At 54.4% G+C, this 14,715-nt stretch carries 14 protein-coding genes; 4 read left to right on the top strand and 10 right to left on the bottom strand.

What is annotated here, in order from left to right; translation table 11 throughout:
* Positions 1–23 precede the first annotated feature (23 nt).
* Together K7397_RS11415 and nrdG are read left to right on the top strand one after the other, a co-directional pair.
* Positions 24–2,000: an anaerobic ribonucleoside triphosphate reductase gene (locus K7397_RS11415; RefSeq protein WP_223068085.1), complete on the top strand. Its 1,977-nt coding sequence runs from the start codon at positions 24–26 to the stop codon at positions 1,998–2,000.
* Positions 1,997–2,515, top strand: coding sequence for an anaerobic ribonucleoside-triphosphate reductase activating protein (nrdG, locus tag K7397_RS11410; protein WP_223068084.1), 519 nt, complete (start codon positions 1,997–1,999; stop codon positions 2,513–2,515). Before K7397_RS11415 ends, nrdG begins: the two co-directional genes overlap by 4 nt.
* Before the next feature lie 89 nt (positions 2,516–2,604).
* On the opposite strand, the gene K7397_RS11405 is transcribed toward nrdG, so the two are convergent.
* On the bottom strand, positions 2,605–3,348 hold the full coding sequence (locus tag K7397_RS11405; protein ID WP_223068083.1) for an SDR family oxidoreductase: 744 nt from the start codon (positions 3,346–3,348) through the stop codon (positions 2,605–2,607).
* Between the two features lie 21 nt (positions 3,349–3,369).
* The gene (locus K7397_RS11400) at positions 3,370–3,963 is read right to left on the bottom strand and encodes a TetR/AcrR family transcriptional regulator (RefSeq protein WP_223068082.1); all 594 of its coding nucleotides are present in this window, start codon (positions 3,961–3,963) and stop codon (positions 3,370–3,372) included.
* Between the two features lie 261 nt (positions 3,964–4,224).
* Here K7397_RS11400 and K7397_RS11395 point away from each other — a divergent pair, with 261 nt between their 5' ends.
* Complete coding sequence (locus tag K7397_RS11395) at positions 4,225–4,914, top strand: DsbA family protein (protein WP_237690858.1); 690 nt, start codon at positions 4,225–4,227, stop codon at positions 4,912–4,914.
* Between the two features lie 173 nt (positions 4,915–5,087).
* On the opposite strand, the gene K7397_RS11390 is transcribed toward K7397_RS11395, so the two are convergent.
* The 3 genes from K7397_RS11390 to K7397_RS11380 are packed head-to-tail and all read right to left on the bottom strand — an operon-like array spanning position 5,088 to position 8,324.
* The gene (locus tag K7397_RS11390) at positions 5,088–5,876 is read right to left on the bottom strand and encodes a TIGR00266 family protein (RefSeq protein WP_223068081.1); all 789 of its coding nucleotides are present in this window, start codon (positions 5,874–5,876) and stop codon (positions 5,088–5,090) included.
* Positions 5,877–5,896: 20 nt separating this feature from the next.
* A complete protein-coding gene (locus K7397_RS11385) occupies positions 5,897–7,684 on the bottom strand; it encodes a S9 family peptidase (RefSeq protein WP_223068080.1) in 1,788 nt (595 codons plus the stop codon).
* Positions 7,685–7,736: 52 nt separating this feature from the next.
* On the bottom strand, positions 7,737–8,324 hold the full coding sequence (locus K7397_RS11380) for a P-loop nucleotide/nucleoside kinase family protein (RefSeq protein WP_223068079.1): 588 nt from the start codon (positions 8,322–8,324) through the stop codon (positions 7,737–7,739).
* Positions 8,325–8,579: 255 nt separating this feature from the next.
* On the opposite strand from K7397_RS11380, the gene K7397_RS21845 reads away from it, so the two are divergent.
* Complete coding sequence (locus K7397_RS21845; RefSeq protein ID WP_273545614.1) at positions 8,580–8,705, top strand: hypothetical protein; 126 nt, start codon at positions 8,580–8,582, stop codon at positions 8,703–8,705.
* 144 nt (positions 8,706–8,849) lie between these two features.
* Here the strand turns inward: K7397_RS21845 and K7397_RS11375 are convergent, their stop codons facing one another.
* The 5 genes from K7397_RS11375 to K7397_RS11355 form a co-directional block, all read right to left on the bottom strand.
* Positions 8,850–10,553 carry a proline--tRNA ligase gene (locus tag K7397_RS11375; RefSeq protein WP_223068078.1) on the bottom strand — a complete coding sequence of 568 codons (1,704 nt, stop codon included), beginning with the start codon at positions 10,551–10,553 and terminating at the stop codon, positions 8,850–8,852.
* Positions 10,554–11,116: 563 nt separating this feature from the next.
* Positions 11,117–12,790 carry an NAD(P)H-hydrate dehydratase gene (locus K7397_RS11370; RefSeq protein WP_223068077.1) on the bottom strand — a complete coding sequence of 558 codons (1,674 nt, stop codon included), beginning with the start codon at positions 12,788–12,790 and terminating at the stop codon, positions 11,117–11,119.
* A 36-nt stretch (positions 12,791–12,826) separates the two neighbouring features.
* The gene (locus tag K7397_RS11365) at positions 12,827–13,465 is read right to left on the bottom strand and encodes an NAD(P)-dependent oxidoreductase (protein WP_223068076.1); all 639 of its coding nucleotides are present in this window, start codon (positions 13,463–13,465) and stop codon (positions 12,827–12,829) included.
* A gap of 176 nt (positions 13,466–13,641) precedes the next feature.
* Entirely contained in the window at positions 13,642–14,061 is a 420-nt protein-coding gene (locus tag K7397_RS11360; protein ID WP_223068075.1) for a MerR family transcriptional regulator, read from the bottom strand.
* A 170-nt stretch (positions 14,062–14,231) separates the two neighbouring features.
* The gene (locus K7397_RS11355) at positions 14,232–14,693 is read right to left on the bottom strand and encodes an SDR family oxidoreductase (RefSeq protein ID WP_223068074.1); all 462 of its coding nucleotides are present in this window, start codon (positions 14,691–14,693) and stop codon (positions 14,232–14,234) included.
* Positions 14,694–14,715: the final 22 nt, after the last annotated feature.

Here is a 14,715-nt window from a genome sequence, read left to right as displayed (position 1 = left end):
TTGGGAAAGGAGTTTCGGGTCATATGGCACTGCTGAATCCAACTAATAACGTTCGCGAGCAAATGCTGCTGCATGAAATCATTTCACTGGGTGAGGACATTATCGAAAGCAAGGATCTGGAGCTGCTGCGGGAGAATGCCAATCTCAACGGGGAGAGTTTTTCGGGAAAAATGAGTAAATTCGGGAGCGAATATGCCAAATGGTATGCCAAGAACTTTATTATGCCAAAATCCGTCGTTCAGGCGATTGAGGAAAATTACGTTTACGTCCATGATCTGGATCAATACGCGATCGGCACCACAAACTGCATCTTCATTCCGTTCGACAAGCTGCTGCATGAAGGGTTTAATACCGGCAACGGCAGCGTCCGGCCACCGAATTCGATCATGACGGCCATGGCTCTTGTAGCTATTATTTTTCAATCTCAGCAAAATTCCCAGTACGGCGGGGTGTCTGCCAACAAGATCGATTTTGACCTGGCGCCTTTTGTCGCAAAATCTTTCTCCAAATATTTTCGCAAAGGCCTCGAATATTTTGAAGAACAGGACGGGGCGGATCTCGGGGAAATTACGCTGTCCCGGTTCGATCTGAAGCTTCGCTATCCGAAATCGTTCCGATATGCGCTTAAGGAAACGGAAAGCGAGACGCTGCAGGGCGCCGAAAGCCTGATCCATAATCTGAACACGATGTCGAGCCGGGCCGGCGGACAAATTCCGTTCACAAGCATCAACTACGGGACCTGCACTTCACCGGAAGGGCAAATGGTGATCGGTGCGCTGCTGACCTCAACGATCCGCGGGCTGGGCAGCGGGGAAACGCCGATTTTTCCGATCCAGATTTTCAAATGCAAGCAGGGCGTGAACCAGTCGCCCAAAGACCCGAACTATGCGCTGTTCCTGAAAGCGGCCGAATGCTCGGCCAGACGGCTGTATCCGAACTTTGCCAACCTCGATGCGCCGCTGAATCTGCAATATTACGATCCGGCCGATCCGAATACGGAATTTGCCACCATGGGCTGCCGGACACGCGTGCTCAGCGACCGGTTCGGGCGAAACCATCTGTCCGGCAAAGGCAATCTGTCGTTTAATACGATCAACCTCGTTAAGCTGGGCATTGAACACGGAATCGTGCTGGGCCGCAAAAAAACGGCTGACGAACCAGGCTTTTACCACGCTTTGGACCGCTATCTGGACATTGCGCTGGAAGGGCTGCTCCACCGGTTCAGCATCCAGCGCAAACAGAAAGCCAAAGCTTCCGACTTTATGATGCGTGAAGGGGTATGGGAAGGCGGAGAGACGCTGGCTCCTGACGAGCCCGTAGGCGATTTGCTGAAGCACGGCAGCCTGTCCATTGGATTCATCGGACTGGCCGAGTGCATGAAGGCCATGTACGGCAAGCACCACGGAGAAGACGAGCACGTATACAGCAAGGCGCTTGACTTGATCCGGTACATGCGGGAGTACTGCGACCGCAAAAGCGACGAGTTGGATCTCAACATCACGCTCTTCGCCACACCCGCGGAAGGCTTGGCCGGAAAATTTACGAAGCGTGACCGCCACACCTACGGCTCTCTTACAGGGGTAACGGACCGGGAATACTACACCAACTCGTTCCATATTCCGGTATATTATCCGATTCAGGCGGCGAACAAGATCAAGCTGGAAGCGCGTTTTCATGACCTTTGCAACGCCGGCGCCATCTCGTATATCGAGCTCAACGGAAATGCCCGCAGCAACCCGGAAGCTTTTCTGAAAATCGTTCAATATGCGCTTAAGCAGCAGGTCAGCTACTTCAGCATTAACCACCCGATCGACCGCTGCTCAGCCTGCGGATTTGAGGGCATTATCGGGGCCGTCTGCCCTTCCTGCGGCAGCCATGAGGAAGATGTACATATCCGCCGTCTGCGCCGGGTTACCGGTTACTTGACCGGGGATTTCCAAACCCGCTTCAACAGCGCCAAGCAGGCGGAAGTGCGTGACCGGGTGAAGCATACCCCATGAATCTATGCGGCTACTATCCCGAAAGTATTAACGAAGGCGAAGGACTCAGGGCGGTCGTGTTCATCAGCGGCTGCCGCCACCGCTGCAAAGGCTGCTTCAGTCCGGCGACATGGAATTTCGGGTACGGAGAACCTTTTACGATAGAGAAACAGGAGGAGATCATTGCCGATATCGCAGGCAACCCGCTGCTCAGCGGACTTAGCCTGCTTGGAGGCGATCCCTTCTTCTCTGCGGCTGAGGTGAGCGCGTTCATTGACCGGCTTCAGGCAAGGACAGGTCCTATCAATATTTGGATCTACACCGGTTATACCTATGAGCAATTGATCGCCGACCCCTCGTCTCCGGAGTACGGGCTGCTCCGCCGCTGCAGCGTCGTGGTGGACGGGCGCTTTGAAGAGAGCTTGCGCGATCCTTCCCTCCGCTACTGCGGCAGCTCCAACCAAATGCTGATCGACATTCCGGCAAGCCTGGCTGCGAACGAGATCGTGCTTTGGCAGCCGACCTATACCTTTTAATAAGGCATCTCGCAAAGATAAAAACCTGCTCCCGGCAAATAAAGCGGAGCAGGTTTTTTATCGGCTTACACGTTATCGCTGATGAACGATTAAATAAATCCGCCGTTGACCCGAATCGTCTGGCCTGTCACCCACTGGGACTTGTCGCTGGCGAGAAATTCAATGACACTCGCAATATCTTCGGTTTCCCCGAGCCGGCCGAAGGCGTTCATCTTTTTCATGCCCTCGATTTGCTGCTCGGTCTTGCCCACATTGAACAATTCGGTATTCACAGGTCCAGGCGCAATGGCGTTGATCGTAATCTGTTTCGGACCAAATTCCTTGGCAAGCTGCCGGGTAAACTGCTCCACAGCGCCTTTTGTGCCTGCATAAATGCTGTAAGCCGGGAACATTTGGCCCACGACGGACGTGGACAGATTGATAATCCGGCCGCGTTCCTCCATATGCCGCAGGGCCTCCTGGCAGGCAAAATAAGTACCTTTGACATTGATGGCAAACTGCTTGTCAAACTCCTCTTCCGTTACTTCCCCAAGCCGCTTGGTAATCATGATTCCGGCATTATTGACCAGAATATCGATTTGGCCAAAAGCCTGGATCGTCTGCTCAAACAGCGTGGCAATCTCGGATACCTGGCTGATGTCGGCCCGAATGGCCTTCGCTTCTCCGCCCTTGTCCTTGATCTCCTGCACTGCGGCTTCTGCGTGCTCCGGGCTGCTGGAATAATTGATGACCACCTTAGCGCCCAAATCCGCAAGCCGGCTTGCGATCGTGCGTCCAATTCCTCTCGATGCGCCGGTAACAAGCGCCACCTTGCCATTCAAATATTGTTCCATGTTCATCCTTCTTCCTTAGGGTTATAAAATAAAACCTCGGGCCAGCAAATCCCACACCTGTTCGAACTGCCCGTCAATCTCCGGAGCACTCCATTCATACGCATGGGAGGGATGATGAAACCGGGACGTCGCATGAAAAATCGCCTGCGCCAATGCGCCCGCATCGCCGCTTCTGATCTGCCCGTTCTCCATTCCGGCGGCAATCAGAGACTCCAGCTGTCCCGTAATGACAGACAAATGCTGATAGATCAGGTCCGCAGCGGCTTCCGTGACCTCCGCATACATCCTGAACATCTCCGGATCATTCCGGGAAAACTCCCTTTTCAACTCGATGAGGCCGCGAATATACCTTTTCAGATGCTCGGCTTTATTCTCTTCCTGCATGCTGCTCACTTCGGTTAAAGGCGCCACAATTTTCTGCTCCAGCCAGCGCTCCGTTACGGCTTCTTTCAGCGCCGATTTGCTCTCATAATGCCGGTACAGCGTTCCATGGCTTACCTTGAGCATCTTCGCCACATCGGTGACAGAGGTTTTATCGGGACCGTACTTCCGCAAAGCGGCTTCAGCGGCGTCCAAAATTTCGGCTTTGGTTAAAACCGTTGATTTCTTGTTCATGAAAGAAACGGATCACCTCCTAGTTCCTCATTATAGCACACATAATATCAAATGACAAATTTTATTATTTGTCATTTTGGGAATGTTCAACATTTTGCCATAAACTCCCCCATTTTCTTGTACTTTTATCCAAATGAAGTTAGAAACCTAACATTCTTCCGCAGTCTTTTCTTTCTATAATGTTCACATCATTCCAAGGGGTTAAATGGTATATCCGAATTCCTTGGTGCAATCCAACCGACTACCTGGAGGAATTTCAATTTGAACAAGAAAAACATGTTTTTTGCTCTGGTCGCCCTGTTCGTCGTGCTGTTCGGTGCGCTTGTCTTTATGAATAGACAAGAGCGCGCTTCCGAGCTTGAGGGTCTCCCGAATTACACGGATGACAAGGAAAAGATTGTGGTAAACGGCTTCAAGTACGAAGAGCAGCCGCATCTCGGCGATCCCGCAGCCAAGGTGAAAGTGATCGAATTTGGCGATTTCAAATGTCCGGTCTGCCGAAAATGGACCCTGCAAAACTTCGCGAAATTCAAAACGGAATTTGTTGATACCGGCAAAGTGGAATTCTTTTTCATGAATTATGCATTTATTGACCGCGATTCTTATCTAGCCGCCGTAGCCGGAGAAGCTGTGTACCGCCAGAGCAACGACAAGTTCTGGGAGTTCTACGAGAAGATGTACGAGCATCAAGGGAAGGAGACCGAAATCTGGGCGACTCCGAAGTATTTGATCCGGTTCGCCAAGGACAACCTGTCCGGCATTGACCAGGCCCGGTATGAAAAGGACGTGAAGGAGCACACCTACCTGCATCAGGCGAAGGAGGATTTTAAAATCGGGGGATATTACGGGGTTAACGGAACTCCAACCTTTGTCGTTAACGGCAAAGTGCTGCGCACCATGGCTTATGAGGATATTAAAGCCGCGATTGAGCAGGAGCTGGCGGGCGAATGAGATTTCTATGGATGTGCCGAGCCGTGCATGGGAGAAGAACAGGTAGGTCAGCCCGCGATTTAATGGCAAAAAAAGAGGGCTGACCCTGGAAGGCAGCCTGCGGGAGGCTTGCATAACAAGCCTCTCCATCAACCTCCCTGGCCAAAGCGCCCGCGATTCCCGAATTGCCTTTTCTATTTGCCGTCCAGCAAATTGCCGAGCCCGCCGAGCAGGCTGCCTTCTTCCTTTCTGCCGAAGCCGGCGGAAGCGGCCAGAATGCGGTCGGCCATCCGGTTGAACGGAAGCGACTGTACCCATACTTTGCCGGGACCGCGCAGGGTGGCGAAGAACAAGCCTTCGCCGCCAAACAGGGCGGATTTAATCCCTTTGACGAACTCGATATCGTAATCAACGGAAGACGTGAAGGCCACCAGACAGCCGGTATCCAGACGGAGCACCTCACCCGGCGCAAGTTCCTTCTCCATGACATGGCCCCCGGCGTGGACGAAGCCGAGTCCGTCTCCCTCCAGCTTTTGCATGATGAAGCCTTCGCCGCCGAAGAAGCCGGCTCCGAGCTTTCGCTGGAATTCAATTCCGATGGAGACGCCTTTGGCGGCACATAAGAACGAATCCTTCTGACAGATGATCTTGCCGCCGTACTGCAAAAGATCAAGGGGAATAATTTTGCCCGGATATGGCGATGCAAAAGTTACGCTCTGGCGTCCATAGTGACCGGCATGCGTAAATACGGTCATGAACAGACTCTCTCCGGTCAGCAGCCTGCGGCCCGCGCCCATCAGCTTGCCAAGCATGCCGCCACCGCCGCCCCTGCCGTCGCCAAACACGGTCTCCATCCGGATATCCGGATCCATCATCATAAAGCTGCCCGCTTCCGCTATCACGCTTTCGCCCGGATCAAGCTGAACCTCCACGCATTGCATTTCATTACCATGAATCATGTAATCAATTTCGTGAGCACTCATTTTCGAATTCTCCTCCCATTCTAGGACTGATGTTTATTCAAAAATTCCAGCATGCGGCGATAGACGACGACTTCATTGTTGCGCTTGGAAAAGCCGTGGCCTTCATCGTCCAGTACGATGTACTCAACCTCAGTCCCCTGTTCCTTCAGAGCGGCCACGATTTGATCGGATTCCGCCTTGACGACGCGCGGATCATTGGCGCCCTGGATGACCAGCATCGGCCCCCCCATATCCTTCAGATAGGTAATCGGCGAATCCTTGATCAGCCGTTCCTTGTCCCGCTCCGGATGGCCGAGCCACCGTTCCATGATCGGCTTCCAGTCTTCCGGGACGGACTCGATGAACGTGAACAGGTTGCTCGGCCCGAAAATATCGACCGCAGCCCGGAAATACTCCGGATGGCGTCCGGCGAGCAGCAGTGTCATGTAGCCGCCGAAGCTTCCGCCGACGACAAACAGCTTGTCGCGGCTCGAAATGCCCTGCTCGAACAGCCATTCTATCCCGGCAACGCAGTCCAGGCGCGGCCCTTCGCCCCAGTCGCCTTCGACCATTTTCACAAATTCCGAGCCATAGCCCGTACTGCCCCGGAAATTTGGAGCAAAGATGTTGTATCCGTAGGCCAGCATAAACTGGAACATCGCGCGGAAGAACTTGCCCTCAGCCGCCTGCGGCCCGCCGTGCGGCCAGAAGATTGTGTAGCCGTTGGCCGCTTCCGGCTTCGCCTTGAAGAGAAGCGCTTCGATTTCCAGACCGTCAAAAGATGGGTACCGGACTACATCCGGATAAACCAGATCATCCTTCGCAAGGCCCGTTACCCGGTTTTGGGTCAGCGCGGTCCATTTCCCGTCTTCGAGACGGTAGATGTTGAACGGCTGAACAGCGCCCCGCCCCAAGATATACACATTGCCGGAATCCGCGATATGGGTCTGTTCCACGACATCCACCGGAAGGTCGATCGGCTTCGCCTCGCCTGTGCCTGAAGGCTTCACATACATCCGCTGCTCCGTCCCTTTTTCAGTCCAGAAATAAAGGGTTCCGGGCTCCTTGTGCCATTCCAGGGGCCCCACCACTTCACCGGCAATTTGGCAAACAATCGAAAATTCGCGGCTCGCCAGGCTGTACTGCATCACATAAGCATATTCGCTGTCAAAATCCGTGGTAAAGATAATCGTATCGTTATCTGTAAAAATAAAATTCTGGTTCACCTGCACCCGCTCCGGATCGGGAGACAAGGCGATCTGCTCGTCACCAGCCTGGACAAAGGCGATCTGGTGGGTATTCGCATACATTTTCACCAGGATAAACCGGTCTTCATCCGGACTGACCGCTGCCAAAGACGTCGGAGCTTCCTTTCCCGAATAAATCAGCTTGTCTTCGCCGGTAGACAGATTGCGAACCCGGGAGTTCAAATAATTCGGATTCTCTTGGGAGGTCACGTAATAGAGTCTCTGGCCGTCTTTCGACAAATGGCTGAAATAAAACTTGTCCTCCGCCTTTGCCTCGATGAGCTTGAGCGGACTTCCGCCTTCGGGAGGCAAAGCGTACAAATGATAGTTCTCGTCCCCGTCCCGGTCAAACCCTGCGAGAATAAACCGTCCGTCTGGATCCGGCTTTATAAAATTCGCATTTTGATTGTTATATGTAAGCGGGATTGGATACGTATCCGGCAAGTTCATCGCCCACAAATTGGGATGGCCGTTCAGATTGCTGCTGAAAATCAGCCGCTTCTCGTCTTTGGTCACAGCGAAGCTGCGAATGACATACGTTTGAAAAAATTGCTCGACATCCGGTTTCGGAAATTGAATCATTGCAAGGCCTCCTAAGGTTAGATTGCCAAGGCAGCGCTCCCCTTGAACTGAATCACAAAGTCAAAAATTGATACAGTCCTTCCACCTTCTCGTCCGTCAATTCCCCGCTGTTGTCAAAAATCCGGATGGAGGACTCGGGAATATCCCAATTGATTGTCGGCACGAAGTCCACCCGCTGCTTGAAGTCGTCCCAGTGCTCAAGCTTCCACGTATCGCGGTCGGTCTTTCGCTCGATAATCCGCTGCTTCTGAACGTCCATATCCTGCAGCGTCACCACGATGACCTTCACGTCCACATCCGCCTTGCTGCGTCCTGCCGCTGCCAGCACCTCTTCAATCCACGCCTTGTTCTTGAGCTCCGCCGTAAACGGGGAGATCATGAACACGCTCTGGCCTGCCGCGAGATTATCGATACAGATGTCTTTGGTCGTGTCGTACTCCAGATCGCGCAGATGCTTCTTGTAAAACTCCGAATCGCGGTCGTTCTTGTCCAGCCCGTTTGATTCGAGAACCTTCTCAACGAACCGGCCGCCAACCGTATCGCGATCCAAAAATGCCGCAGGCATGCGCTCCGCAAGCTTACGGGCAACCGTGGTTTTGCCTGTTCCGGCTACTCCGACAAAGAATACTAGCTTTTGCAATATCATTCCCTCATTTCTCGTGTTGTTGTGTTGTTGTACAGGGTCACCTGCAAACTTCCGGCGAAGCGCCGTTTCCTAAAGCCAGCTCGGCAATGCCGGCCTGCAGGCGGAGCTTCTTTCTTGCTGTTAATCTCTATTTTAGACGATCGCCTGGGGAAAGTCGAAGATAACCTGTGCGCTGTCCGTAACGTCCCATAGGCGAATGCATATAGCTAGTGCATACGATTTTTTTCAGCAGAAAGGAGTCTTTGCGCTATGAACCCGGTATATCCGTACTATGAAAAAGAAACGGTATGCGAGGAGAAGATCCTTACGTTTCCTCCGCAGCATCAGGACCGTCAGCGGCGAAGTGGTGCATGTGAGGCGGCGGGCAAATGGTGACGACATAATTCGCTTTAATCGCGTCACGGAAGCAATCACAAAAACAGGTGCCGCCTGTCCCGGCTGGAGCAATTGAACCACGGGAGAGGCGGCACCTGTTTTTTTTCACATCAAATCCTTATAGAAGTTGCACAATGTTATCCCTTAACCCTTAACGAATGAAACTGCCTCAGCCAGCACCTTCTCCGCGCTGTATACTTCGCTCACGTCCTCGGCGCGGTTTTTGAACTCGACCAAGCCTTCTGCCGCCTGCTTTCCGACGGTGATCCGCAGCGGAATGCCCATCAGGTCGGCATCCTTGAACTTAACGCCCGCCCGCTCGTCGCGGTCGTCGAGGAGCACTTCAATACCGGCGGCTTGCAGCTGCGCATACAGCTCCTCCGCCAGCTTGCGCTGCGCTTCGTCCTTGGCCGAAATCTGAATCAGATGCACATGGAACGGCGCGATGCCGACAGGCCATACCATGCTGCTTCCGTCACTGCGCTGTTCTGTCACGGCGGACAGGATACGCGAAATGCCGATGCCATAGCAACCCATAATCATGGTCTGCGTCTTGCCCGCCTGATCCAGGTAAGTAGCGCCAAGCGCTTCGCTGTACTTCGTTCCCAGCTTGAACACATGACCCACTTCGATGCCTCTGTGGAACTGCAGCGGCTGGCCGCAGTGCGGACAAACGTCGCCTTCGGCCGCGTTGCGCAGGTCGCCGATCTTCTCCAGCTTGAAGTCGCGGCCGGGAACCACCTGCTTCAAATGGTAATCCCGTTCGTTCGCGCCCACGATCCAGGCTGCCAAATTGGCGGCATCGCGGTCTGCAACTACAGGCAGATCCAGCCCTACAGGTCCGGCAAAGCCAACGACGACACCGGCAGCTACAGCTTCTTCATTCTCGGCAAGGCGTACTTCCTCCGCTTCCAGCAGCGCCATGAGCTTGAGCTCGTTGACCTCGTGGTCGCCCCGGATCAAGACCGCCACCGGCTTGCCGTCAGCGATATAGATCATCGTCTTCACAAATTGGTCGGCAGGAATCCCCAGCGACTCCACCAACTGGCTGATGGAAGATGTTCCCGGCGTATAAATTTTCTCGATTCCTGCAAGCTGATCCACGTTGCGCGGCGGCGCCTCCGCAAACCCGGCTTCCGCCTTCTCCAGGTTGGCCGCATAATCGCAGGCGGTACAGCTTACGATTGTGTCTTCGCCAATCTCGGCTAGCGCCATGAATTCATGGGTTTCTCCCTCGCCCCCGATGGAACCGGAATCCGCTTCTACAGCCCGGAAATCAAGGCCGCAGCGGGTAAAAATACGTTCATAGGCCGCGTACATTTCCCGGTAAACTTTGTCCAAGCTTTCCCAATCCGTGTCAAACGAATAGGCGTCCTTCATCAAAAATTCGCGGCCCCGCAGCAGCCCGAAGCGCGGACGGCGCTCATCGCGGTACTTCGTCTGAATTTGGTACAAATTCATCGGCAGCTTGCGGTACGAAGTGACATCATTGCGAACGAGTGTCGTAATAACTTCCTCATGGGTTGGTCCAAGGGCAAATTCCCGATCATGACGGTCCTTGAGCCGGATCAGCTCAGGCCCGTATACATGGTAGCGGCCGGACTCCTGCCACAGCTCTGCAGGCTGCATCGCGGGCATGAGCAGCTCCTGCGCTCCGGCGCGGTTCATTTCCTCGCGCACAATGTCGGATGCTTTCTTCAGCACCCGCCAGCCCAGCGGCAAATACGTATACACGCCCGCCGCCAGCTGCCGGATATAGCCTCCACGCACCAGCAGCTTGTGGCTGTTCGCCTCAGCGTCGCCAGGCGCCTCTCTCAGTGTAGGAATTAACAATTTGTCCTGCCTCATCTTTTCGTTTCCTCCTTTGGAAAATAAAAAAGAACGCATCTCCGTAGGGACGAATGCGTTCGTGGTACCACCCTAATTTATACGCTGCCCTTCGCTCGTCATTAGAAAAGCTCCGGCTCTTAGGACGGAAGGGACGTATTCTCTGATCTGATAACGGAGATGAACCCGGTACCTGACGGCAAATTCCCGCCGGTACAGCTCGCAAGTAGGGAGCATTTAAGCGTACCGTAAAGCCTCTCAGCGTGTTGCCTGGCTTATTCTCTGAACGGCCGTATTTAAAGCTCATAGCTTGGTCGCAGCTGATTGCATGTTAACCCGTATAACTTCATTTCGTTATTAAGCCTAATTTAACGCGAATCGGTCCGTCCGTCAATGGGAAACATTCGCCCCCGGTTCAAGAAGGCTTCTCCGGCGGCCGGGAACCATTATCCATGATAGGAAGGACTGATCAAGTTCGCTCTGATTCCTTTAAGCTCCTTATTTCCAAGTTGGCCCATTTACGCAGCTTTTATTCCTGCAGGCAGCGCTTGGGCAAGAGGCGAGGCCAGCACGGAAGCCAAATGCTAAAGCGCTTCAATCAGGTCGCCGGCCAGCACGGAAGCGGCATGGCCCCGCCGGGCCGCTGCCTTGTCGCCGGCGGCGCCGTGCAGGTAGACGCCGAGCGCTGCGGCCGCGACGGCGTCGTACCCTTGGGCGAGCAGGCTGGCGATGATGCCTGTGAGCACATCGCCCGAGCCGCCGGTCGCCATGCCGGGATTGCCGGTCGCGTTCACAAAGACGCGGCCGTCCGGCACCGCAACGACGGTGCGGGCCCCCTTGAGCACGAGCGTCACACCGTGCTCCTCCGCAAAGCGGCGGGCGAGGCCGAGGCGGTCGCGCTGCACCTCGGCCGTGGTGACGCCGGCCAGGCGCGCCATCTCGCCGGGATGCGGCGTCAGCACCGTGTCCGCCGCTGTCCGCCGCGGCCAGGCGCCAAGGCCGCCGGCCGCGGCGAGAATGTTCAGCGCGTCCGCATCAAGGACGAGCGGCGTCCGCGCGCCTTCCCAGAGGGCGCGCAGCCAGGCGGCCTCGCCGTCGAAGCGGCCGAGCCCCGGCCCGGCGGCGAGCACGTCGCGCGCGCTCAGCAGCCGCAGCACATCCGCGGCGGCTGCCTCGGACCAGCCCGCCGCGCCGCTTGGGCCGGCCGGGGCGAGCATCAGCTCCGGCACAGCGCCGCACACATGCGGCAGGACGCCGGGCGGCAGCGCCCATGTCGCCAGGCCGCAGCCGGCGCGGAGTGCGGCCCGCCCCGCGAGCAGGCAAGCCCCGGTCATGGCCAGGCTGCCTCCGGCCAGCAGCACATGGCCGTAGGTACCCTTGTGCGCGTCGGGCTGCCGCGGAGCGGCGGGGTCTGCGCCCAGCGCGCTGCGCAGCGATTCCTCCGTCAGCAGAAAGCAGTTATAGCCGGCCTGCTCCGCAAGCGTGTCCGGAATGCCAATGTGGCGGACAACGACTTCTCCCGCTGCCGAAGCCGCCGGATACTGCGTTAAGCCTGCCTTAAGATAAGCGAGGGATACCGTCAGGGATGCCCGGATGCAGGCGCCCGGGATTTCGCCCGTGTCGCTGTCCGCCCCGCTCGGAATGTCCACCGCTATAATCGGCAGCCCGCTGCCGTTGGCTTCGCCAATCAAATCGGCATAGGACCCGCGAGGGGCTCCCTTGCTGCCCGTGCCCAGCAGCGCGTCGACAATGCCGGTATAGGCATCGAACCGGGTTTCACCCGGCTGATACACCTCAAAGGGAATTTTCAGCCTTTCCGCGATGCCGCGCTGCACCTCCGCTTCCCCCGAGAGCGAATCGGGAGAATCCGCATACAGAAGCGTCGCCGGAATCCCAGCACCCAGCAAATGACGGGCGCAAACGATGCCGTCGCCCCCATTGTTGCCTTTGCCGACCAGAATCAGCCATCGTTCGGCTGCGGCAAAACGGGCCTTGTCTTTTTCATGAAAAAGGCTTGGCCCTGGTCCCGTACCGTGAGAAGCCGGCTGAAGCTGTACAGCTCTGCGGCCTGCTTTCCCTTCTATTCCAGTTGCCTCCAAGTTACCCCTAGAGAGTTCAGCATGTCTCTCGCACCAGCTTGCTACTTCCTCCGCCACAGCCCGTCCCGCATTTTCCATCAGCACCAGCGCGGGAATGCCGAGGCCCTCTATCGTTTCCTTGTCGAGCGCGCGCATCTGCTCCTTGTTCACGATCCGCATGACAGACGTTCTCCCCCTTGTTCTCCTGTACTCCCCTTAGTAAGCTGCTGTAAACCGCTCCCGCAAAAATTGCGGGTCCTCGATCTCGTCCAGCAAAGCCACGGCATAATCCTCGGCCGAAATGCGGCTGTTGTCCAGTTCATCCACAATGAGCCGTGTCGTTCCGATCCGGAAGCTCCCGGTCCGCTCTCCCGGCTCGATCACAGCCGGCGGACTGAAGTAGGTCCAATCTACATCCGATTTGCGAAAAATATTATAGGCCTCGGCATGCGCCCGGGCCAGCGGCCTAAGCTCCTCCGGGAATTCCGGCGTGTCCATCAGGACGACGCCCGGGGAGGCCTCCAGTGTTCCGGCTCCCCCAACGACAATGAGACGACTGGCCCCGGAGCGCCTTACCCCCTCTACCAGCGCACGCGCGGCTTCGGACAGTTCATCCTCTGAACCAAACTTCGGGCCGAACGCGCTGACGACAACTTCGTGGCCCGAAGCTGTTTCGGTCACCGAATCCGGCTCAAGGATGTCGCCGGTCACAATATGCAGACGCTGCTCCGAATCCAAATCGTGAAGCCGGGAGCGATCGCGTACGACAGTCGTCACCTCGTGTTCCCGGCGCAGAGCTTCCTCCAAAATCCGGCGGCCAATCGTGCCGGTTGCCCCGTATAATACTATTTTCATATACGCATCCTTCTTTCCTTATCATCCATTTTAACCCATGTATGTTGCACGGCAAGATTTGTCTATTTATCATTATCACCCAAGTGTGCTTTTCAAACACGGCCCCTGCTGGATAAAAGTTGGTCTGCACCGACAGACAATCGGTAAATACCGACTGACATCAGCCTCAACCCTTATTATGACTTCGCTTTTTCTTCTTTTTCTTTTTCTTTTGGATAAAGGACAAATTCGTATTGCTTCCCCTTTAACTGATCTTCATAGAATACAATCTTACGATTCAAGATATCCAGGTTTTGCTCTAACGCTTGAATCTCCAGTTCCACGAGACGTTTGCGCTCTTCAAGTAAATCAAGCCTTTCAGGAATCGTTTTATCCCCCATTGCACGCCACTCGGTATATCGTTTTAGTTCTGTCATTGACATTCCTGAATTTTTCAAATGGAGCAAAAATTGAACCAATCCAATATCGCGTTCCGTATATTCGCGAACATTATTTTCATTTCGATAAGGAGTAAGCAAACCTTCCGCTTCATAGAATCTGAGCGTACTCGATGGTACACCGACAATTTTTCCGAATTCTCCAATTGAATAAGTCATTGTCTCCACCTCGGTTTATGATTTTTTGCTTCTCTACTCATAAGATACACTTAAAGTGAACTTTAAGCGAAGACTAATAAAAAACCAAATAGAGTTTCCCATCATGTGACATTGATGAAAGAATTCTATTTGGCCCTTTTCTTGGTAGCTAATAGTACACCAACAAATGACTAGATGACTTGTTTCGTTGGACGAATCATGATTTCACTTACCGCAACAGTTTCAGGCGTGCTAATTGCATATGCTACTGCATCTGCGATATCGCTTGATTTTAACCCGAAACCTTCTGTACTTTGATTATTTTTCAACCATTCTTGTGTTTCAGGGAAGCGTGTTTCTGAAAGGGGGGCAGTTGGCATGACTCCTGCATTATTGTAGAGTACATCTACACGGCCATATTGTTCGACTGCCAGATCTATCACTGCTTGAACTTCCTCTTTGTTCGATACATCTGCAACAGCGTATGAAATTTCAGCATTGGGTAATGATTCAACAAGAGCTTTCAAGCGATCTTCACGACGAGCAGCAATTACTAATTTTGCTCCATCTTGTGCAAGTTTCTTGGCAGTTGCTTCGCCAATCCCACTTGATGCACCCATAATAATGACAACTTTCCCTTCAATATTTGCCATGGTCATTTCCTCCCTGATTATT

Source organism: Paenibacillus caui (assembly GCF_019904135.1).
Classification (GTDB): domain Bacteria; phylum Bacillota; class Bacilli; order Paenibacillales; family Paenibacillaceae; genus Fontibacillus; species Fontibacillus caui.
Note: the sequence above shows the minus strand (reverse complement) of the source record. Positions and strands in the feature narration are given on the sequence as shown.

Bases quoted from the DNA above. Each gene is read 5' to 3' on its own strand.
- K7397_RS11355 (WP_223068074.1), bottom strand. From the start codon at position 14,693: ATGGCAAATATTGAAGGGAAAGTTGTCATTATTATGGGTGCATCAAGT.
- K7397_RS11385 (WP_223068080.1), bottom strand. From the start codon at position 7,684: ATGATTCAATTTCCGAAACCGGATGTCGAGCAATTTTTTCAAACGTAT.
- K7397_RS11400 (WP_223068082.1), bottom strand. From the start codon at position 3,963: ATGAACAAGAAATCAACGGTTTTAACCAAAGCCGAAATTTTGGACGCC.
- K7397_RS21845 (WP_273545614.1), top strand. From the start codon at position 8,580: ATGAACCCGGTATATCCGTACTATGAAAAAGAAACGGTATGCGAGGAG.
- K7397_RS11365 (WP_223068076.1), bottom strand. From the start codon at position 13,465: ATGAAAATAGTATTATACGGGGCAACCGGCACGATTGGCCGCCGGATT.
- K7397_RS11415 (WP_223068085.1), top strand. From the start codon at position 24: ATGGCACTGCTGAATCCAACTAATAACGTTCGCGAGCAAATGCTGCTG.
- K7397_RS11390 (WP_223068081.1), bottom strand. From the start codon at position 5,876: ATGAGTGCTCACGAAATTGATTACATGATTCATGGTAATGAAATGCAA.
- K7397_RS11405 (WP_223068083.1), bottom strand. From the start codon at position 3,348: ATGGAACAATATTTGAATGGCAAGGTGGCGCTTGTTACCGGCGCATCG.
- K7397_RS11370 (WP_223068077.1), bottom strand. From the start codon at position 12,790: ATGCGGATCGTGAACAAGGAGCAGATGCGCGCGCTCGACAAGGAAACG.
- K7397_RS11360 (WP_223068075.1), bottom strand. From the start codon at position 14,061: ATGACTTATTCAATTGGAGAATTCGGAAAAATTGTCGGTGTACCATCG.
- nrdG (WP_223068084.1), top strand. From the start codon at position 1,997: ATGAATCTATGCGGCTACTATCCCGAAAGTATTAACGAAGGCGAAGGA.
- K7397_RS11375 (WP_223068078.1), bottom strand. From the start codon at position 10,553: ATGAGGCAGGACAAATTGTTAATTCCTACACTGAGAGAGGCGCCTGGC.